This is a genomic window from Bradyrhizobium sp. WBOS08, assembly GCF_024585125.1.
GTDB lineage: Bacteria > Pseudomonadota > Alphaproteobacteria > Rhizobiales > Xanthobacteraceae > Bradyrhizobium > Bradyrhizobium japonicum_B.
The window spans coordinates 2,103,655-2,123,569 of the sequence record NZ_CP028988.1; the positions used below are offsets into that span (position 1 = coordinate 2,103,655).

Annotated in this window: 19 protein-coding genes and 1 tRNA gene; 8 read left to right on the forward strand and 12 right to left on the reverse strand. The window is 65.2% G+C overall.

What is annotated here, in order from left to right:
* Positions 1–75: 75 nt before the first annotated feature.
* Both DCM80_RS10160 and DCM80_RS10165 read right to left on the reverse strand, forming a co-directional pair.
* Complete coding sequence (locus DCM80_RS10160) at positions 76–1,080, reverse strand: ABC transporter substrate-binding protein (RefSeq protein ID WP_257196834.1); 1,005 nt, start codon at positions 1,078–1,080, stop codon at positions 76–78.
* Between the two features lie 32 nt (positions 1,081–1,112).
* Complete coding sequence (locus tag DCM80_RS10165; protein ID WP_257196835.1) at positions 1,113–2,477, reverse strand: FAD-dependent oxidoreductase; 1,365 nt, start codon at positions 2,475–2,477, stop codon at positions 1,113–1,115.
* Positions 2,478–2,585: 108 nt separating this feature from the next.
* Between DCM80_RS10165 and DCM80_RS10170 the strand changes: the two genes are divergently transcribed.
* Positions 2,586–2,858 carry a hypothetical protein gene (locus DCM80_RS10170; RefSeq protein WP_257196836.1) on the forward strand — a complete coding sequence of 91 codons (273 nt, stop codon included), beginning with the start codon at positions 2,586–2,588 and terminating at the stop codon, positions 2,856–2,858.
* Positions 2,859–2,861: 3 nt separating this feature from the next.
* Here the strand turns inward: DCM80_RS10170 and DCM80_RS10175 are convergent, their stop codons facing one another.
* Positions 2,862–3,665, reverse strand: a complete 804-nt coding sequence (locus DCM80_RS10175) for an enoyl-CoA hydratase-related protein (protein WP_257196837.1) — start codon at positions 3,663–3,665, stop codon at positions 2,862–2,864.
* Between the two features lie 174 nt (positions 3,666–3,839).
* Between DCM80_RS10175 and DCM80_RS10180 the strand changes: the two genes are divergently transcribed.
* Positions 3,840–4,814, forward strand: coding sequence for a ketopantoate reductase family protein (locus DCM80_RS10180; RefSeq protein ID WP_257196838.1), 975 nt, complete (start codon positions 3,840–3,842; stop codon positions 4,812–4,814).
* Positions 4,815–4,818: 4 nt separating this feature from the next.
* Here the strand turns inward: DCM80_RS10180 and DCM80_RS10185 are convergent, their stop codons facing one another.
* The 3 genes from DCM80_RS10185 to DCM80_RS10195 all read right to left on the reverse strand — a co-directional run bounded on the left by DCM80_RS10185 (position 4,819) and on the right by DCM80_RS10195 (position 7,898).
* Complete coding sequence (locus tag DCM80_RS10185) at positions 4,819–5,496, reverse strand: alpha/beta family hydrolase (RefSeq protein ID WP_257197920.1); 678 nt, start codon at positions 5,494–5,496, stop codon at positions 4,819–4,821.
* A gap of 105 nt (positions 5,497–5,601) precedes the next feature.
* Entirely contained in the window at positions 5,602–7,158 is a 1,557-nt protein-coding gene (locus DCM80_RS10190) for a long-chain-fatty-acid--CoA ligase (RefSeq protein ID WP_257196839.1), read from the reverse strand.
* The gene (locus tag DCM80_RS10195) at positions 7,155–7,898 is read right to left on the reverse strand and encodes a TetR/AcrR family transcriptional regulator (RefSeq protein WP_257196840.1); all 744 of its coding nucleotides are present in this window, start codon (positions 7,896–7,898) and stop codon (positions 7,155–7,157) included. The genes DCM80_RS10190 and DCM80_RS10195 overlap by 4 nt, the downstream gene beginning before the upstream one ends.
* An 88-nt stretch (positions 7,899–7,986) precedes the next feature.
* Here DCM80_RS10195 and DCM80_RS10200 point away from each other — a divergent pair, with 88 nt between their 5' ends.
* The 5 genes from DCM80_RS10200 to DCM80_RS10220 are packed head-to-tail and all read left to right on the forward strand — an operon-like array spanning position 7,987 to position 12,043.
* Entirely contained in the window at positions 7,987–9,168 is a 1,182-nt protein-coding gene (locus DCM80_RS10200) for a lipid-transfer protein (RefSeq protein ID WP_257196841.1), read from the forward strand.
* 5 nt (positions 9,169–9,173) lie between these two features.
* Complete coding sequence (locus tag DCM80_RS10205) at positions 9,174–9,629, forward strand: MaoC family dehydratase N-terminal domain-containing protein (RefSeq protein WP_257196842.1); 456 nt, start codon at positions 9,174–9,176, stop codon at positions 9,627–9,629.
* Positions 9,629–10,036 (forward strand): MaoC family dehydratase, encoded by a 408-nt coding sequence (locus DCM80_RS10210; protein ID WP_257197921.1) that lies wholly within the window; start codon positions 9,629–9,631, stop codon positions 10,034–10,036. Before DCM80_RS10205 ends, DCM80_RS10210 begins: the two co-directional genes overlap by 1 nt.
* A 20-nt stretch (positions 10,037–10,056) precedes the next feature.
* The gene (locus DCM80_RS10215; protein WP_257196843.1) at positions 10,057–10,884 is read left to right on the forward strand and encodes an SDR family NAD(P)-dependent oxidoreductase; all 828 of its coding nucleotides are present in this window, start codon (positions 10,057–10,059) and stop codon (positions 10,882–10,884) included.
* A gap of 13 nt (positions 10,885–10,897) precedes the next feature.
* Positions 10,898–12,043, forward strand: a complete 1,146-nt coding sequence (locus DCM80_RS10220; protein WP_257196844.1) for an acyl-CoA dehydrogenase family protein — start codon at positions 10,898–10,900, stop codon at positions 12,041–12,043.
* 16 nt (positions 12,044–12,059) lie between these two features.
* On the opposite strand, the gene DCM80_RS10225 is transcribed toward DCM80_RS10220, so the two are convergent.
* Positions 12,060–13,040 (reverse strand): helix-turn-helix domain-containing protein, encoded by a 981-nt coding sequence (locus tag DCM80_RS10225; protein WP_257196845.1) that lies wholly within the window; start codon positions 13,038–13,040, stop codon positions 12,060–12,062.
* Positions 13,041–13,181: 141 nt separating this feature from the next.
* Between DCM80_RS10225 and DCM80_RS10230 the strand changes: the two genes are divergently transcribed.
* Positions 13,182–13,907: an alpha/beta fold hydrolase gene (locus tag DCM80_RS10230; RefSeq protein ID WP_257196846.1), complete on the forward strand. Its 726-nt coding sequence runs from the start codon at positions 13,182–13,184 to the stop codon at positions 13,905–13,907.
* 93 nt (positions 13,908–14,000) lie between these two features.
* On the opposite strand, the gene DCM80_RS10235 is transcribed toward DCM80_RS10230, so the two are convergent.
* From DCM80_RS10235 to DCM80_RS10255, 5 genes are all read right to left on the reverse strand, one after another.
* Positions 14,001–15,989 (reverse strand): caspase family protein, encoded by a 1,989-nt coding sequence (locus tag DCM80_RS10235; protein ID WP_257196847.1) that lies wholly within the window; start codon positions 15,987–15,989, stop codon positions 14,001–14,003.
* A gap of 64 nt (positions 15,990–16,053) precedes the next feature.
* Positions 16,054–17,193, reverse strand: a complete 1,140-nt coding sequence (locus tag DCM80_RS10240; protein ID WP_257196848.1) for an amidohydrolase/deacetylase family metallohydrolase — start codon at positions 17,191–17,193, stop codon at positions 16,054–16,056.
* A 140-nt stretch (positions 17,194–17,333) separates the two neighbouring features.
* A complete protein-coding gene (locus DCM80_RS10245) occupies positions 17,334–18,461 on the reverse strand; it encodes a DUF2252 domain-containing protein (RefSeq protein WP_257196849.1) in 1,128 nt (375 codons plus the stop codon).
* Positions 18,462–18,728: 267 nt separating this feature from the next.
* Positions 18,729–18,805, reverse strand: a tRNA-Arg gene (locus DCM80_RS10250).
* A 106-nt stretch (positions 18,806–18,911) separates the two neighbouring features.
* Positions 18,912–19,868, reverse strand: a complete 957-nt coding sequence (locus DCM80_RS10255) for a tripartite tricarboxylate transporter substrate-binding protein (RefSeq protein WP_257196850.1) — start codon at positions 19,866–19,868, stop codon at positions 18,912–18,914.
* Positions 19,869–19,915 lie beyond the last annotated feature (47 nt).

Genomic DNA, 19,915 nt, shown 5'->3' on the forward strand with positions numbered 1-19,915 from the left:
TCGTCGGTGCGATCGACCCTCCCCCTCCAGGGGAGGGTGGCAGGTTGCCCGTCGCGAGTGTCCGCATCGTCAGCATCAATCCGCCTTCACAAATTCCTTGGCGATGATCGCATCCGCGTCAAAACCCTTGTCGGCGAAGCCCTGCTCCTGCAGCCATTTGATCTGGTTGTCGACGTTCTTCACGTCGAGCTTGCCGTCGGGATCGATATAGGCGCAATTGCCGACCACCTGCTCCACCGGCAGATTGGTGTACTTGGCGATGATCTCGAGCAGCGGCTTGGTCTTGTCGTTGATCGGCGCGACGCCGTCCTTCATCGACGCGAGGATGACGTCGTAATATTCGCGGTCGGCCTTGGCCAGGGCGCCGAGCAGCTTTGTCACCAGCGCCTTGTTGGTCAGCGTCTTCGGCGATGCGAACACCGCCCCCAGCTGCCACGGCGTCTCGTCGCCGACCCAGCCTAAGAATTTCGCGCCGCCTTCGTCCATGAGCTTGCGCGCGGTCGAGATCGGCAGCAGCGCCGCATCGACGGTCTCGCCCTTCAGCGCCGCCGCCGCATTCGACAGCGATTGCAGCGGCACGATCTTCACGTCCGCGAGCTTGAAGCCGTATTTGTCGGCGAGCAGGCCGAGCGAATAGTGAAAGCTCGATCCGACCTGCGTCATCGCCACGCGCTTTCCGGCGAGATCCTTTGGCGTCTTGAGGCCGGCCGCATAGGCGTTGTTGCTGGCGAAATAACCGATCAGGGGATAGCCCGCCTTCTCGCGGCTCATGCCGCCGATCACCTTCAGCGTGCCCTTGCCCGCGAGATTGTAGAGACCCGCGGTGAAGGCGGTGATGCCGAAATCGACGTCGCCCGACGTGGTCGCGACCGCGATCGGCTGGGCCGCGTCGAAGAATTTCAGCTCGACCTCGAGGCCGGCCTCGCGGAAATAGCCCTTGTCCTGCGCGATGAAGACGGGCGCGGAGGAGGACAGGCGGAGCACGCCGATCCTGGCCTTCAGCGCGTCCTCGGCCCTTGCACCGCCCATCGCCGTGATCGCCAGAAGGCCCGCGAGTGCGAGCCGCACCATTCCGATCATCCGTTTCCTCCGCTTTGTTCTCTTGCCGCCCGTCACAATCCTTCCGGCACCCTTTGGTCCCGGCCGATGAAGGCACCCTGTTGTTTCAACGTTTCCTGCAATTTTTCAATGGGGATTTCGCGTGGAATCCGGTTTCCTGAGAGCGCCAGCGCGGCGGCGGAGCCGGCGGCCTCCCCCATCGCGAAGCAGGCCCCGGACACCCGCGCCGCGGACTGGCCCTCATGGGTCATGGAGGCGCAGCGGCCGGCGACCAGCAGGTTGTCGACGCCTGCGGGCACCAGCATCCGATAGGGCAGCTCGTTATAGCCGCGGGATTCGGGGATCGGCGGGAAGGTGAAGACGACGTCGCCGGGCACATGGGCCTCGATCGGCCAGCCATTGACGCCGATGGAATCGTCGAACGAGGCGCAGCCGAGCACATCCTCGCCGCTGAGCTGGTAGCCACCCATGATGCGGCGGGTCTCGCGGATCCCGAGCTGCGGCGGCAGGTCCACGATGTAGGACTTTTCGAAGCCCGGCACGGTGCGCAGGAACTCGAACGCGGCGAGCGCCTGCTTGCGGCCCTCGATCTCACCGCGGGTGAGATCGTCGGGCTCGACGCCATTGATGGCGTGGCCGTCCTCGCGCGCCACTTGCGTGAAGTTCACCCGCCATTCGATGCCGGATTTCTGCGGCCGCACGATCGCGCTTCTCCGCGGAAATTGATGCGTGCCGGCGGCGAGGGCCTTCTCCATCAATTGCGGAATGGTCCGCCAGGCGTCGCCCGCCCGCGCAGGATCGATGCCGTTGAGACGGAGCATCATCGAGGGGTACATCGGATGACCGTGCGCGTCGCCGATCTCGAACGGCGCGCCGGCCCAGACCGCGAGGTCACCGTCGCCGGAGCAGTCGATGAAGATCTCCGCGCGCACCGCCTGCCGGCCGGCCTTGGTCTCGACCAGCAGCGCGTCGATGCGGCTGCTGTCGCCCATCACGACGCCGGCGCCGAGCGCGTGGAACAGGATGTGCACCTTGTGGCTGGCGAGCAGCTCATCGGCCGCGATCTTGTAGGCGGCGGTGTCATAGGCCTGCGCAAACACCTTGCCGAGGATCAGGTGCGGCGTGTTCAGGCCGCCCAACCGGTCGATCCGCGCCAGCAGCTCGGAGGCCATGCCCTGCACCAGCCGCCGGTGCTCGCCATGGACATTGCCATGCAGGCCGCAGAAATTGGTGACGCCGGCCGCTGTGCCCATGCCGCCGAGGAAGCCGTAGCGCTCGATCAGAAGCGTCTTCCGCCCGGCGCGCGCCGCGGAGGCCGCCGCCACGATGCCGGCCGGACCGCCGCCGAGCACCACGACTTCGTATTCGCCGTAGAGCGGCACCTGCCGTGCCGGTTCCTCGATCGTCATGGCCGGCATGGCGCGTTCCTTCCCGAACCTTTGAATGGGATCACGGATTAGCCGGCAGACGGCATCGTCGCAAGATCGCGGTTGCCCGCCGTCGGTGAACCTGAGACAAGTGCGGCCATGGATTCGATCATCGTCAGATGCTGTTTCGCCGCCCTGCTCGTCTTCGCGGCCTGCGCCGCTCCCGCCGCTGCCGTGGAGCAGAACTGCCGCTTCATCCAGGCCAAGCCCGAGCGTGAAACCTGCTACAAGCGGCAGGAGGACGAGCTCGCGGCAAGGCGCAAGCCTGCGCCCGCGACCGACGCGAGCAACACGCTCGAAACGCTGCGGCAGATGCGGCAGGACGACGACGCCGTCTATCGCAGCATCAACAACATCTGCCGCGGCTGCTGACGTTCAGCTCTTCCCACCGCCCCACCTCCCCGCCCGCTTCTCCGCGAACGAGGCCAGTCCTTCCGCGGCCTCCGCGCTCTGCCGCTTAAGCGAATGCAGCTGCACGAGCCGGGTGTAGGCGGCATCGTCCACCGCCATGCCGCCGAACGAGCTTTCCAGTGCGAGCTTCTTGGTCTCGGCCATCGCTTCCGGGCCGTTGGCGAGCAATTGCTCGACCACCTTGCTGCCGGCAGCTTCGAGCTCGGTGAGCGGCACCACCTCGTGGACGAGGCCGATGCGGCGAGCGTCCTCGGCGCCAAAACGCTCGCCGGTGAGCGCGTAGCGGCGGACCTGGCGGACGCCGATGGCATCGCAGAGCTGCGGGATGATGATCGCCGCGGTCAGGCCCCAGCGCACCTCGGTGATCGAGAACAGCGCATTGTCCGCGGCGATCACGACGTCGCAGGCCGCGATCACCCCGGTGCCGCCGCCGAAGCAGCCACCCTGCACCAGCGCAACGGTCGGTATCGGCAGCGTGTTGAGCCGCTGCACCGCTTCGAAGGTCGCGCGCGAGGCCGCCTCGTTGGCCTCCGCGGATTGTGGCCGCACGCCGTTGATCCATTTGAGGTCGGCGCCGGCCTGGAAGTGTCTGCCGTTGCCCTTGAGCACGACGACGCGCAGGTGAGGCTTCGTCCCGAGATCGTCCATGGCCGCGAGCACGCCTGATATCAACGCGCCGTCATAGGCGTTGTTGACCTCGGGGCGGTTCAACGTGACGGTCGCAACCCCACGCTCATCGAGGGTCCACAGGACGGGGCTGGCAGTCATCGGCGATCCTCCGGTCGTTTGATTGGCGTGCACTATGGCCGAGGCGATGCGTCCCGATCCATATCTTTCCAGCGTGGGGCGGTCGCGCCCATCGCATGGCGGCTTGTGCCATGCTCTACCCGGGTGGCGCCAAGGGACGGGCAAGGGACAGACAAGGGACAGGACGGAATCATCATGCGCATCTGCATTTTCGGCGCGGGCGCCGTCGGCAGCCACATCGCGGTCCGGCTCGCCCGCGCCGGCCATGACGTTTCCTGCGTGATGCGGGGTGCGCATCTGGAGGCGGCGCGCGCAGGCGGCCTCAAGCTGCGCGTCGGCGATTCCGAGGTCGGCGCCAAGGTGAACGCATCAGGCGATCCGGCCCAGCTCGGCCCACAGGACGTCGTGATCTCGACGCTGAAGGCCACTGCCTTGACCGGACTGGTGTCCAGCATCAAGCCGCTGCTGCAGGACGATACCGCCATCGTGTTCGCGCAGAACGGCATTCCCTGGTGGTACGGCATCGGCCTGCCGCCGCGGCATCCGACGCCGCCGGACATCTCCTTCCTCGACCCCGGCGGACGCCTGCGCGCCTGCATTCCGAAGGAGCGCATCATCGGCGGCGTCGTCTTCTCCTCCAACGAGGTCACCGCGCCGGGCGTGGTGCAAAACCTCACCCCGGACCGCAACCGCCTCCTGATCGGCGAATGCGACGACCGCCATAGCGAACGCATCACCAGGCTGCGCAATGTCTTCAACGACGCGCGGCTGGAATCGCCGCCGGTGGCCGATATCCGCGAGGCGATCTGGTCAAAGCTGCTGACCAACATGTCGCTGTCGGTGCTGTGCCTGCTCACCGGCCAGACCGCGCGTGGCGTGCGCGACGACCCCGCTTTCGCCGAGGTCATCCCGCGCATGCTGAACGAGGCCAACGACATCGCCCAGCACTTCATCCCCGAGGTCAAGCGGGTGACCCGCAGCGGCCCCGCCCCCAATCACAAGCCCTCGTTATTGCAGGATTACGAGCTCGGCCGCGCCATGGAGATCGACGTGCTGGTCCGGGCGCCCGCCGCCTTCGCCCGCACCGCCGGCTTGTCGACGCCGACGCTCGACCTGATCGCCGCGCTGGCGATCCAAAAAGCGCGCGACAAGGGGCTCTATGCGGCGTGAGACTTCAGGCGATTCGATCGATCCAGGCCGCGAGCGTGTCCAGCACCTCGGTGAGCGCCTCGTCGTTGGTACGGCCGGATTTTTTCAGCACCGCGAACGAATGGTCGCCGCCCGCGATCTCGTGCAGCGTCGCCTTCGCCCCCAACGCCGCAACGACGGGCCTTAGATGGCCGAGATCGGCAAGCTCATCGCGCGTGCCTTGCAGGAATAGCATCGGGACGATGATGCCGGCGAGATGCTCGGCGCGCTCAGAGGACGGCTTCTTCGCGGCATGCAAGGGGAAGCCGAGGAAGGCGAGCCCGCTCACGCCTGGCAGCGGAGACTTCGACTGCGCTTGCGAGGTCATGCGGCCACCGAATGACTTGCCGCCGGCGAATAGCTTTAACCCGGGACAGAGCCGCGCCGCCTCCGCGACGGCCGCGCGGATCGCAGCGTGCGCCACTGCGGGCTGGTCGGGACGCCCCAGCTTCTTCTCCATGTAGGGGAAATTGAAGCGGAAGGTCGCGATGCCGCGGTTCGCAAGCTCCTCCTCGACCCTCTCCATGAAGGAATGGCGCATGTCGGCCCCGGCGCCATGCGCCAGCACGTAGCAGGCACGCGCACGGCCCGGCTGCCTCAGGATCGCAGAGACCGTGCCGATGCGTTCGATGTCAAGCTTGAGCTCGCGCGTCTCGACCAAGATTGGATGTTCCCGATGAGTCCCGCAAGAGATACCCGCGCGTCCGCGATGTGGAAACATGAAACTTCGCCCGCATCCACGGCGGCACGCCTTAACGCGTGGGAGCCCTCAGCTGACCCGCCGTTCCCGGCCATCCCAGAACGGCCTGCGCAGCTCGCGCTTCAGCACCTTGCCGGCGCCGGACAGCGGCAGCGGTGCCTCGGTGATCTCGATGCTGCGGGGACATTTGTAGCCGGCAATCAACGTCTTCGTGAACTCGATCAGCTCGCCGGGCGAGACCTCCACGCCGCTGCGTCTGACCACGACGGCGTGGACCTGCTCTCCCCATTGCTCGTTGGGAATTCCGATGACGGCGCATTGCAGCACCGACGGATGCTGCGCCAGCGCGTTCTCGACCTCGACCGAGTACACGTTCTCGCCGCCCGAGATGATCATGTCCTTGACGCGGTCGACGACATAGATGAAGCCGTCCTCGTCCATGTAGCCGCCGTCGCCCGTGTGCATCCAGCCGTCGATGACGGCGCGCGCGGTCTCCTCCGGCCGCTCCCAATAGCCCATCATCACGGTGTCGCCGCGCACCACGATCTCGCCGACGGCGCCCGCCGGCACCGACCGGTCGTTCTCGTCGACGATGCGCACCTCGCAGCCGAGCGTGGCGCGGCCCGCACCGCGATGACGTCCCTTCTTGCGCCCCTCCCCGACATGCTCGTTCGCATGCAGCAGCGTCGCGATCGGCGACAATTCGGTCATGCCATAGGCCTGGGTGAAGCGCACATGCGGCAATGCGCGCGCGGCACGGTCGAGCACCGCCTCGCTGATCGGCGAGGCTCCGTAGATGATGTGCTGGAGCGACGACAGGTCGTACTTTCCGATCGCGGGATGGTCGACCAGCATCTGGATCATGGTGGGCACCAGCAGCACGTCGGTGACGCGCTCGTTCTGCATCGCAGCCATCACGCCTTCGGGCGTAAAACCCTGAACGATCACGTTGGAGCCGCCGGAGAGCAGCAGCGAATACATCGCCGCGCCGTTGGCGAGATGGAACATCGGCGCCGCATGCAGATAGGTCGTGCTCGCGGGAAACAGCCCTTCGCCGAGGGCGTTGAGCGCATTGGCCATCAGGTTCTGGTGGCTGAGCATCACGCCCTTGGACCGCCCGGTGGTGCCGCCGGTATAGAAGATGCCGGCGAGATCCTCGCCCTTGCGCATGGCATCGGCGACCGGAGCGCTGCCCGCAACCAGATCCTCATAGCTCTCCATCCCCGCCGGCACCTCGCCGTCGTCGGCATAGACCAGCTTCAGCCCCGGAATGGCACCGGCGAGTTGCGCGCCGACCTGTGCGAAGGCCTTGTCGACCAGCAGCACGGAGGCGCGGCAGTCGCGCAGCGCATCTTCGTTTTCGAGGGCACTCCAGCGGATGTTGAGCGGCACGATCACGCCGCCCGCCCAGCCGGTCGCCAGATAAAGCTCGAGATAGCGGTCCGAGTTGAAGGACAGCACGGCGACCCGATCACCGTCGTTGATCCCGCGCGTGCGCAGGCCGCCGGCCAGCCTGGCGACGCGTTCGCCGAGCTCGCCCCAATTGCGCCGCCGCTGGTCATAGACGGTGGCCAGCCCCTTCGGGTTGATCTGCAGCGCGCGCCGCAGCCCATGTGTGATGTTCATCGTGTTCCTCCTCCTGTACGCTTCTTCCCTATCGTCCCGCGCCCTGAGTTGCGCCGTTGCGGCGCCCTCGGCGTCTTCTTTGTCATCTGCTGCCGGCCCGCGGTCGCCAGGCCTTCCGTCAGCCGAACCGTGAACTCGTCGGCGATCTCGGTCGGCGAGAGCTCGCCGTCGCGGCGATACCAATGGCCGATCCAGTTGAGCGCGCCCGCAATCGCGAACGCGGCAAGCTTGGGATCGCAAGGCTTGATCGAACCGTCGTCGATGCCGCCGGCGATGTACTTCCGGAACGTGGCGTCGATCCGCTTCTTGGCGGCACGTGCGACGGCGGCGTTCCGCTCGGTCAGGTCGCGCAGATCGAAACGCACCAGGCTCGCGCCGAAATCGGTCGCCATCAGCGCGGCATAGGCATGCACCAGCTTGCGCAGCTTGGAGAGGCCCGAACCGCCGCCGGCGTTGATCTCCGTGATGACGCTGTCGACGAGCTCGGCGCCCATCGACCAGCATTCGAACAGGATCTCGTCCTTGCCGCGGAAATAATTGTACAGCGCGGGCTTGGTGATGTTCAGCCGTTCGGCGACCTCGTTCAGCGTCACGCGGTGATAGCCCTGCTCCAGGAACAGCTGCACGGCGGCGCGCAGCACCGCCTCGCGCTTTTCGTCGCGGGCGCGGCGGCGGCTCTCGAACGGCAGCCACGGCGAAGCCTGCGGCGACGAGGACGGAACGGGCGGCGCGGAATCCATGCTGGGTCGTTGACTCTCGTGGGCATCGACCGATATGTTACCCGCGGGTAAGAAAAAGTCCAACGGGTAATTTGTTTGGGAGGAAGCGATGTCTGACGTCATCGTCGCAGGGGTCGGCATGATCCCCTTTGCCAAGCCGGGCGCCAGCGCGCCGTATCACGAGATGGGGACGGAGGCGGTCAAGCTGGCGCTCGCCGATGCCGGCCTCGGCTATGACAAAGTGCAGCAGGCCTATGCCGGCTACGTCTACGGCGATTCCACCTGCGGGCAGCGCGCGCTGTACCACGTCGGGATGACCGGCATTCCCATCGTCAACGTCAACAACAACTGCTCGACCGGCTCCACCGCGCTGTTCATGGCGCGGCAGATGATCGCAAGCGGCGCGCTGGACTGCGTGCTGGCGGTCGGCTTCGAGCAGATGAAGCCGGGCGCGCTCGGAAGCGTCTACACCGACCGCCCCAGCGCGTTCGAGGAATTCGACGCGGCTGCCGACCAGCTGATCGACGCGCCCGGCATTCCGCTGGCACTGCGTTATTTCGGCGGCGCAGGCCTCAGCCACATGAAGAAATACGGCACACCGCTCGATGCCTTCGCCAAGGTGCGCGCCAAGGCGAGCCGTCATGCCAGGAACAATCCGCTCGCGCTGTTCCGCAAGGAAGTCAGTGCGGAGGACGTCATGAACGACCAGGTGATCTGGCCGGGCGTGATGACGCGCCTGATGGCGTGTCCGCCGACCTGCGGCGGCGCTGCCGCAGTGCTAGTGTCCGAGCGGTTTGCGGACAAGCACGGCATCGGCAAGGAGGTGCGCATCGCGGCGCAGGCCATGATCACCGACACGCCCTCGACCTTCAAGGCTGGCGACATGATGCAACTGGTCGGCTACGACATGGCCAAACAGGCGGCAGGCCGGGTTTACGAGAGCGCCGGCATCGGACCTGATGATCTCGACGTCGTCGAGCTGCACGACTGCTTCGCCCACAACGAGCTCATCACCTACGAGGCGCTGGGTCTCTGCGGCGAGGGTGAAGCCGGCAAGTTCATCAATGACGGCGACAACACCTATGGCGGGCGGATCGTGACCAATCCGTCCGGCGGATTGCTGTCGAAGGGACATCCGCTCGGCGCCACCGGGCTTGCGCAGTGTTACGAGCTGACGCGGCAGCTGCGCGGCACGGCCGGCGCCACGCAGGTCGAGGGTGCCAAGGTCGCGCTCCAGCATAATCTCGGCCTCGGCGGCGCCTGCGTCGTCACGCTCTACAAGCGGCACTGACATACATGGTCGATCAGTCCGCCGTAGGGCGCAGCTTCACGCCCGTCACCGCGCGCGTGGAACCGGGCCGTCTCCGCTACTTCCTCAACACGCTGGGTGAGCAGAACCCGGTCTACCGCAACTCGGATGCGGCGCGGGCGGCTGGCTTCACCGGCATGCCGGTGCCGCCGACCTATTTGTTCTGCCTGGAGATGATGGACGTCGACGACCCCTTCGAGATGTTCACCGCGCTCGGCATCGATCTCGCCCGCGTGCTGCATGGCGAGCAGAGCTTCGTCTATCACGCGCCGGTCCTGGTCGGCGATACCCTGACGTTCCGGCCGCGCGTGGCCAGCGTGACGGACAAGAAGGGCGGTGCGATGACGCTGATCGGCATCCGGTGCGAGGTGACCAACCAGGACGGCGTGCATGTCGCCGATACCGCGCGCACCATCGTCGTCCGCAACGAGGTGGCGTCGTGATGGTATCCTCAGTCATCAAGCCCGGCGACCGTATCGTCCACAAGGTCTTTCCGCCGATCGCCCGCCACACCCTCGCACTCTATTGCGGCGCATCGGGCGATCACAATCCGATCCATGTCGATAGCGACTTCGCCAAGGCGGCCGGATTTCCTGACGTGTTCGCCCACGGCATGCTGGTGATGGCCTATCTCGGGCAGGCGCTCACGGACACGGTACCGCCGTCGAAGCTCCGCAGCTTCGCGACCCGGTTCGTCGCGATCACCCAGCTCGGCGCCACGCTCACTTGCGAAGGCACCGTGACCGAGCTGTTCGCCGAGAACGGCGAGAATCGCGCGCGGCTTGCGCTCACCACCAAGGATGATCGCGGCGAGGTCAAGCTCGAAGGCAGCGCCATTATCGCGCTGTGACAGCAAGAGGACTCATTGGAATGGCAAAACTGCAAGGAAAGGTCGCGCTCGTCACCGGCTCCGGCCGCGGCATCGGGCGCGCGATCGCACTCAAGCTCGCGCGCGAAGGCGCCAGGGTGGTCGTCAACGATCTCGATGCCGAGCCGGGGAGCGCCGTGGTCGCGGAGATCAAGGCGCTCGGCGGCGATGCCGCTGCCGTGAACGGCAGCGTCTCGGAGGCCGGTTTCGCCGACCGCTTCGTCGGTGCCGCGCTGGACAGGTTCGGCGGGCTCGACATCATCGTCAACAATGCCGGCTACACCTGGGACTCCACCATCCAGAAGATGACGGACGAGCAATTCCAGGCCATGCTCGACGTCCATCTGGTCGCCCCGTTCCGACTCCTGCGCGCAGCCGCCGAGCCGATCCGCGTCTTCGCCAGGAAGGAGGCCGAGGAGGGACGCGAGGTATTCCGCAAGGTCGTGAACATCTCCTCGATCGCAGGCCTCTACGGCAATGCCGGTCAGGCGAGCTACTCCTCGGCCAAGGCCTCGCTGATCGGGCTGACCCGGACTATGTGCAAGGAGTGGGGCCGCTACAAGGTCAACGTCAATTGCGTTGCTTTCGGCCTCATCAACACCCGTCTGACCCAGCCGATCGAGGCGCAGCAGAAGACCATCGACGTCGCCGGCCGCGACATCAAGGTCGGGGTGCAGCCGCAGATGCTGGAGGCCATGTCGCGCATGATCCCGCTCGGACGCGGCGGCACGCCGGAAGAGGCGGCCGACGCCGTCTATCTGTTCTGCAGCCCGGAATCCAATTATATCAGCGGTCAGGTGGTGGTCGCCGGCGGCGGCCTGATTGTCTGAGAGCGAGGCGCTGATGCAATACCGATCGTCGTGGATGACCGAAGAGCTGGACACGTTCCGCGACCAGTTCCGGAAGTATCTTGCCAAGGATCTGGCGCCGCATGCCGAAAAATGGCGCGAGCAGAAGATGGTCGACCGCTTCGCCTGGCGCGGGCTCGGCGAGATGGGCGCGCTGCTGGCGAGCGTGCCGGAGGAATATGGCGGCCTCGGTGCCACCTTCGCCTACGACGCCGCGGTACTCGACGACCTCGAAAGCACCGTGCCGGAGCTGACCACCGGCGTCTCCGTGCACAGCGCCATCGTCGCGCATTACATCCTCAATTACGGCTCGGAGGAGCAGAAGAAGCGCTGGCTGCCGAAGATGGCCTCCGGCGAGATGGTCGGTGCCATCGCCATGACCGAGCCCGGCACCGGCTCGGACCTGCAAGCGGTGAAGACCACGGCGAAGAAGCAGGGCAATTCCTACGTCATCAACGGCCAGAAGACGTTCATCACCAACGGCCAGGCCGCCGATCTCGTCATCGTGGTCGCGCGCACCGGCGAAGCCGGCGCAAAAGGCATCTCGCTGATCGTGGTGGAGACCGCGGGCGCCGACGGCTACAAGCGCGGGCGCAACCTCGACAAGATCGGCCTGCATGCCTCCGACACCTCGGAACTGTTCTTCGACAACGTCACCGTGCCGCCGGAGAATTTGCTCGGCAAGGAGGAAGGCCAGGGCTTCGTCCAGCTGATGCAGCAGCTGCCGCAGGAGCGGCTTGCGCTCGCGGTCGGCGCCGTCGCCTCGATGGAGCGCGCGGTCAAGCTCACCACCGACTACACTAAGGAGCGCAAGGCGTTCGGCAAGCCGCTGATGGATTTCCAGAACACCGCCTTCACGCTGGCCGAACGCAAGACCGAGGCGATGATCGCGCGCGTCTTCGTGGACTGGTGCATCGAGCGCCTCGTCGCCGGCGATCTCGACACGGTCACGGCGTCGATGGCCAAATATTGGTGCTCGGAGAAGCAAGTCGAGACCGCCGACGAATGCCTGCAGCTGTTCGGCGGCTACGGCTACATGCAGGAATACCCGATCTCGCGCATCTTCATCGATTCCCGCATCCAGAAGATCTACGGCGGCACCAACGAGATCATGAAGCTGTTGATCGCCAGATCCTTGTAGATCAGGTCGCTGTCAATCATCGCGCGCGCCAGTCGCGCGGCCGGCAGCCGAAGCGCTGCTTGAAGCGCCGCGTGAAGTGGGAGAGATCCGAGAAGCCCCAATCGAACGCGATGGCGCCGATCGCACGATCCGCCATCGCGGGATCGCTGAGATCCCTGGCCGCGCCGTCGAGCCTGTTGTCGATGACGTAGTCGGTGAAGCTGCAGCCCGATCGAGCCAGCAGCTTGTGCACGTAGCGCTCGCTGATGCCCACGGCGCCGGCGACATCGGCGACCGCAAGGCCAGGCTCGCGGAGCCGCCGGTGAATGGCGCGCTTCAATGCCAGCGTGGTTGCATCGGCGAGACCCTCCGTCTCCGCAGCACCTGCCCGGCCACGCCGCGACAGGCTGACGGCGACCAGCTCGATCAGCGCCCGGAACAGCCGCGTCCCCTCGTCTTCGGTCATCCGCAGCGCGCCGTCGGCGAGCGTGCGCGCGGTCTCGACGATGAGGTGGCCGACGACGGCATCGTCGGAGAGACGTGCCGCAGGGACGTCGAACGAAGCCGGCAGCCGTTCGCGCAAGGCCTCGGACGGCACCCAGAACGAGGCGACGCGCAACTGCGGACCGCGGTCGTGCAGAAGCGCAAACTGCCGATCGCTGTCGAAGATGCCGACCTGTCCGGGTGCCAGGCTGATCTCGCGATTGCCCTGCTGGATGCGGCAGCGGCCGGCCAGCTTCAGGTTGAGGTAGAAGCAGCTGCGGTCGGATGCCGCGATGTCGGCCGCAGAGCGCCGCACTACATGCTCGGGAAAGCTGACGCGGTTGATCGCGGCCTCGCCGAGGCGGACGTGCTCGACGCTGGCGGGAAAGCCGGGTGCGGCCGCCGGCTCCGGCGTCAAATCCATGAAGGCCTGGCAGATCGCCTCACGATAATAGGCAAATTGCTCGGCCGGCCGGACGCCAGCAGTATCCCAGGCCGATTGGCGTGACGGCATGGCGTGCTCGACCTGCTGCATCGGTTCACTCCGAGACCAATCCTGTTCGCTTCCAGCCAAGCGCCTTATCAGCCGCCAGTCCATAATTGACGCGCGGCGGCACCGCTGCCGGCCCAAGCGGCGCGGCGTCAATCTAATCACAGTCTCGGGAGGAGCCACAACATGTCGACCTACGTCCTCGTCCATGGCGCCTGGCACACCGGTGCCGAGTTCGAGCCTGTCGCCGCACCGATCCGGGCGGCCGGCCATCAGGTCCATACCCCCACCATCAAGGGCAACCGTCCGGGCGATGCTAAGACGATAGGGTTGAAGGAAGCGATCCAGTCGATCGCCGACTACCTTGCCGAGAACGATCTGAAGGACGTGATCCTGCTCGGCCATTCCTATGGCGGCATGATCATCACCGGCGTGGCCGACCTTGCTCCCGATCGAATCCGTCGTCTGGTCTACTGGAATGCCTTCGTGCCTAACGACGGCGAATGCCTCAACGACATGGTGCCGCCGCATTATGTCGGGCTGTTTGACGCGATCGCCGCCGAACGCGGCGACGGCTCGGTCGTGTTGCCATTCCCGGTCTGGCGCGAGGCCTTCATCAACGACGCCGATCTGGAGACGGCGCAGCGCGCCTACGACGTCCTCAACCCGCATCCGCTGGCGACCTTCACCGACAAGATCACGCTCAAGAGCAATCCGGCCGAGATGCCGCTGGCCAAGTCCTACATCAACTGCACGGAAGATACCGCGCTGCCGCACAGCCATGGCTGGCATCCGCGGCTGTCGGAGAAGCTCGGCCTATTCCGCCTGGTGCAAGTGCCGGGAAGCCACGAACTGTGCTTCTCCGATCCGGCGCGCCTCGCCAAGGCGATCATGGAGGCGGGACGCGACTGATCGGCGCGCAGGACCTCCATGGCCGCGATGCCGTCAGCGCCCGAACGACGTCTTCGGAGACGAATCTCGCGATTCCCGATCAGGTGCTCGACATCATTTGCTGACAAAGAAGAAGTCCTCTCTGCCCGGCAGTGATCCATAAGTGTAGGGCTCTTGCCGTCCCGCGGTCGCTTCCAACACATCGTCGCGGACGAGCCGAAAGACCTTGTTCATTTCCACGCCAGGCGTTGCAATGCGCTGAACCAGCGCTATTGCAAAGGGCGAATTCCGTCCTTCCCCGTCAAGGGCAGTCTGGCCATGCTTTGCCGCGAAAACGACGAGCGAAGCGCCCTTTACCTTGATTTCGCCAAGTCCCCGCCCAACCGCGCGAGTCCCGATCTCGCCGACGTTGCTCGCATCGAGCGTCACGGCTTCGCGCGGTCCCGTTCGCTTGATCGTATCCGCGAATGGGTTGTTGCGACAGGCGTCCAGCACGATCAGCTTCAGCTTACGCGCGCCATCTATCGATGCCATCACTTGATCAACGGGCACCGCTTCGAACTGCACGTCTCGGTCAGTCCTCAGCACAACGTCGATCGGAAGCAAATAGTTTCTTCCCGCCATCTCGATGCCGTGGCCCGAATAGTAGACGACGGCCCAATCGGCAGCGTCAGAAGCGCGCGCGAACCCCTGGAGGGCCGCCGTAAGTCGCTCCTTCGTCGTATCTGTCGCCACCATCACTTCGTCGAAACCAATGTTTCGAAGAGCGGCTGCAACGGCTTCAGAATCGTTCAGGGGGTTCTTAAGAACTCCGGCTTTTTGATAGGCGGCGTTACCGAAGACGAGTGCGACCCGGCGGCCTTGACGCTCGGAACCGGGCGGCAAACGGGGAGCGGTCAATACTGGCGCAATCAGGGGCGACGTGGTGACCGCAAATGGGGCCACAGGCTTGCCCGTCGTGACGGGTATGACGGGCTGGGCTTCACCCGAATCCAACGCCGCAAGCCTCGCTCTCGCGGTTATTTGCGCTTCGAGATTGGTGTCATATTGCTGCGCGGGAAATCCAAGGGCTTTTTCGAAATCACTCCGGGCTCTCTTCAGATCGCCCATCCGCTCATAGGTTAGCCCGCGACCAGTATACGCGGTAGCAAAATCGGCCCGCGAACCGATCGCTCTATCAAAATCCTCGAGTGAGCGAGAAAACTCCCCCCGAAATCGGAAAAGGTCTCCGCGCGCGCAAAGTGCGATAATCGGCTCCACCTTGTTTTTCTCGAACAATGCAATCGACCGAGTGAGATCCGTGAGCGCGGACTCCAGATCCCCGCCTTTCAAGTGATACTTGCCGCGATGAGCTAACGGCCCCGCCTGGCCTTCCGGATCAAGTTTGAGTCTCGTATTGATGTCTTCGATGGCGCGGCCGTATTCTCCCTTGCCACTGAAGGCTACAGCCCGGTTGCCATAAGCCTCTCCGCTCTTCGGATTGAAGGAGATAGCGCTGTTTGCATCGCGAATGGCGCTGTCGAAATCTCCGAGACCGTTAAAGACGCTTGCGCGGTTGTTGAAAGCAACGTCCTTCTTGTCCGCCAGATCGATCGCTCGCTGCAGATCCCTGAACGCCTGATCGAAATTCTTGGTCTGGATTGAGATGAGGCCGCGACGGTTATACAGGTCGGTCTGATTTGGATAGACCGCCATGGCTTCTTCGACGACCGAGAGCGCCTTGTCGTAGTCCAGAAAGCAAAAGAGATAGATCTCGATCTTTCCCAGGAACCCGTGCATTCGAAAGAACTGCCGATCCTCCGCGCTCATCTTCTTGCGTGCGACGAGCGGATCATTGAGAAGTAATCGCATGGACTCATTCTCGTCGGCCAAGGCCCGCTCGCAATCTTGTTTTGCAAGCCAGGCTTTTGCACGGACGTGAAGATGGACAAAGCTGTCCCAACTCCGCTTTTGCAGAAGGTCTGTGCAAGCCCGGATTATTCCATCAGCGTCGTAGCCCCTGTTTTTGCAGTTATCGCGCGATTGCGATGCAGCCAAACAATCCGGCACGAGCAGCAACGAGGCGATGGTGACGAGCAGGGTGAATACCGCAGGCCTTCGCATGAATCTCATGGCGGAAGGAGCGAAAGGGGCCCGAACGATATCTCTCACTGCCGCCTCACATGCTTCAATTCGGATGCCACCAGCGGCCGCCGATGACGACGCCCTCGGAGACGATCTTGCGGTCGCCAATCAGATGCTCGCCGACCACGTCCTCATAGTCGAACTGGCCTTGCTTCACTGTGATAAGCGTGGCATCGCCGACGCTGCCGGGCTTGAGGCTGCCGAGCTCGGGGCGGCGCAGCGCCATCGCCGCGTTCACCGTCGAGGCCGCGATCACGTCGGACAGCGCCATGCCCATGCACAGGAACTTCGACAGGGTCGTGACCTGGTCGAAGGCCGGGCCGTCGATGCAGAGCTGATGGATGTCGGACGAGATGGTGTCGGGATAGAAGCCGTTGGCGAGCATCGCGCGCGCGGTCTTGAACGCGAACGAGCCCTTGCCGTGGCCGATGTCGAACAGCACGCCGCGCTCGCGCGCCTCCAGCACCGCCTTCTTCACCGTGCCTTGCGCGGTCGCCGGTGTGTTCGGGAACGGGCGGAACGCGTGGGTCAGCACGTCGCCGGGGCGCAGGCGGGCCAGCACCTCCTCATAGCTCGGCGGCGGATGGTCGATATGCGCCATCAAGGGCATACCGACCTCGTTCGCCACCTCGAGCGCGATGTCGAGCGGCACTGCCCCCGACGTGCCCGAAGAATGCAGCCCGACGCGCACCTTGATGCCGACGATGAGATCGCGATTGGCATCGGCCACCTGCGCGGCCTCGATCGGGTTCATCAGCCTGAGCTCCTCGCTCTCGCCGACCATGATGCGGTGCGAGAAGCCGAAGATGCCGGCATGCGAGACGTGCAGGTAGGCGAGGATGCGGACCTGGCTCGGCTCGATCACATGCTTGCGGAAGCCGGCGAAATTGCCGGGCCCGGCGCTGCCGGTGTCGACCGCGGTGGTGACCCCGGAGAGGCGACAGAACTCCTCGGCGTCGATGCCGAGCGAGGTGCCGCCCCAATAGACATGGGTATGCAGATCGATCAGCCCCGGCGTGACGATGTATTTCGAAACGTCGCGCACATCCGTGCCGGGATCAGCCTTGAGTCCGGTGCCGATGGCGGCGACCTTGCCGCCGGCAAAGCCGACATCGGTCACAGCGTCGAGCTTCTGCGACGGGTCGATCACGCGGCCCCCACGCAGGATCAGGTCGAAAGGCATCAGGGTCTCCGGGATTGGCAGGGCGTGGCAAGGCTGGTGCGGGCGCGCCGCTCCCTGCCTCGATCGGATCGCCTATAGCAAATCTTGCACCAACCAGGCAAAGCGCGGGAATCACCGAGAGCGAGCCCGGCATTCACCGGTCAACCGTGCCTGCGCCACTCCCTGAAATCACCTTCGACGAATGCGGCAGCAGCCTTTGCGGCAGCATGGAGCCAATTATCGTCGCGCTTTCTCAGGTCTGCGGCGATCCTCTCCGGTGCGCCTCCGGCGGCGTGAATGGCGCCGATGTCGAAGCCCATGACGTTGAGCAGATCGAGCTCCACCTCCATGTTCGCGTGATCCCCGAGATTGATCTTGCGGGAATCGGGCGCAAGGCGCCGGATCACGAAGCCGCTCTGGCGCTCGAGCGTGAGGTGCGGATCGGGCGCGCGATATGGACCCGTTGCGAGGTCGAGAAAGCGCAGCTTGCCGTGCTTGTCATGCGCCCAATCCCAGGCTGACGGCACCAGCGCCTTGGCCTCCCTGACGACTTGGCCGCCGCGCCATTCGGCGATGGCGACGAAACGCGGCCGGCCCAGGCTACCGGCACCTGCCACGCGCCTCGCGAAGCGGCCAAACGAGGCATCGGGCGGCAATTTGCTGCGGAGCGCGGCAGCCACAGGGGGGCGCGGCTTCGCCCGCGGATATTTCCCCACCTCGTCCCAGAACTCCTGGCGTTCGTCGTCGGTACATGCCACGTAAGCGCGCATCCAGCTCGCCTGCTCATCCAGGAGCGAGGGTCGCGGCCGCGTCAGACCCTTCTTGTAACCATCGAGGATCGCCTTGGCGGCGCCGCCATTGCCGACGTGGGTCATGGCCCTCGCCTTCCTCTTCTTGGCCTTCGGGGCGAGCCGCGCGCTCGTCGCAAGGCGCACCAGATCGAAGGGATAGGCCATAATCGCGGCCTCGTCGAAATCGTTGACGCCCCAGACGAGACGCCCCTCCACGTCGCGCCAGGTCCCGAAATTTTCGATATGGGTGTCGCCGATCGACGGCACGCGCGGCGCGTCCTTCAACTCCGGGCAGATCGCTTCGATACGTCTGGCCCAGCGGAAGAAGGTTGCACGAAGGAAGACGAACGGGTCGTCCTTCATCCTCTTGTGCTTTTCTTCGAGGTCGCGCGCGACGACTTTGCATTCGGAGCGCAGCCAGCGCTCGAACTCTTTGTTGTCGTCGAGAAATGAACGCGGCGCGATCGCGCCGGTTCGGTTAGACGTTTGCTTGATCACGGCGAGAGCTTCCCGAAGCGAAGATGGCGAGCAGCCCGCGGACAGGACTTGCTGCACGCTGCTACAAGGAACGAGACACTCGACCATTCAACCAGAGAGCGAGCAGGATAGCCCCGCCGTTACGCGTCCGCCAGCCGGAATGATCTGACCTCGCCACCGTCGGCACGGGACGACGGGCGAGCAGGCCGGTGACTCCAGAGGATGGGGAAGATGGACGCAAGCCGCGCCCCAGGATCGGCCGGCAATCACGTCACGCATCTGAGATAATGGCGATCCCGGGAAGACTCGAACTTCCGACCTACGGTTTAGGAAACCGTCGCTCTATCCGGCTGAGCTACGGGACCGCGGAACCCGCCGCACGGTCGGGTTGCCTTGGTGTACATATCAAAGCGGCGGCGGGATCGGAAGCCCTCTGCCCCGGCCAATGCGCAAGGACCGCGGCCCGGCCAGTTACGCCCTGATATTGTTGTCCTTCACCACCTTGCCCCAAGTGGCGACCTGCTTGTCGAAGAAGGTCTTGAAGGCGGCGCCGTCCTGGAGCAGCAGCGTCATGTGCTGCGTCTCCTTCAGCTGGGTGGCGGTCGCGGGCTGGCTCAGGATCTCCTTGGACGCGGCCGCGAAGGCTGCGACGACGTCGGGCGGCGTGCCTGTGGGCGCGAAGATGCCCCACCAGGCCAGCGTCTCGAAATCGGGAAAGCCCGCCTCGATCGCGGTCTGAGTGTCAGGCAGGGCCGCCAGCCGCTCGCGGCCGAGCTGCAGGATCGGACGCAGCATGTTGGTGCCGAGCTGGGCGGCGACCAGCGCCGCCGATCCCGCGATGAGATCGACATGGCCGCCGAGCACGTCGTTCATCGCCGGCCCGCCGCCGCGATAGGGCACGTGCGTGATCTCGACGCCGGCCTTGCTGCCGAGCACCGTCATGGCGAGATGGCCGAGCGTGCCGATGCCGACCGAGGCGTATTTCACCGCACCCGGCGTTGCCTTGCAGGCGGCCACGACGTCGGCAAAGCTCTTGTAGGGGCGGTCGGCGCCGGCCGCGATCACGTAGGGCGCGGTGCCGATCAGCAGCACCGGCATCAGCTCGCGCTCGACATCCAGCGGCGGCTTGTCGAGGATCGACGGGATCACCGCATGGGAATCGAACGTGACCAGGAAGGTCGAGCCGTCCGCCGGGCTCTTGGCGACTTGCGCCGCGCCCAGCGCCCCGGCCGCGCCTGACTTGTTCTCCACCACGACGATGCGATTGAGCTTGGTTTGCAGGCTGCTCTGCAGCAGCCGCGCCATCGCGTCGGTCGAGCCGCCCGGCGGGAACGGCACGACCAGCGTGATCTTGCTCCCTTGCGCCATCGCCGGCGTCATTGCGAGAATGGCCGGCGCGGCCAGGAGCGTGCGTCGTGTGATCGTCATGGTCCCCTCCCTTTGATTTCAGCGCCCGGCTTTTTTGCTCTTGGCGC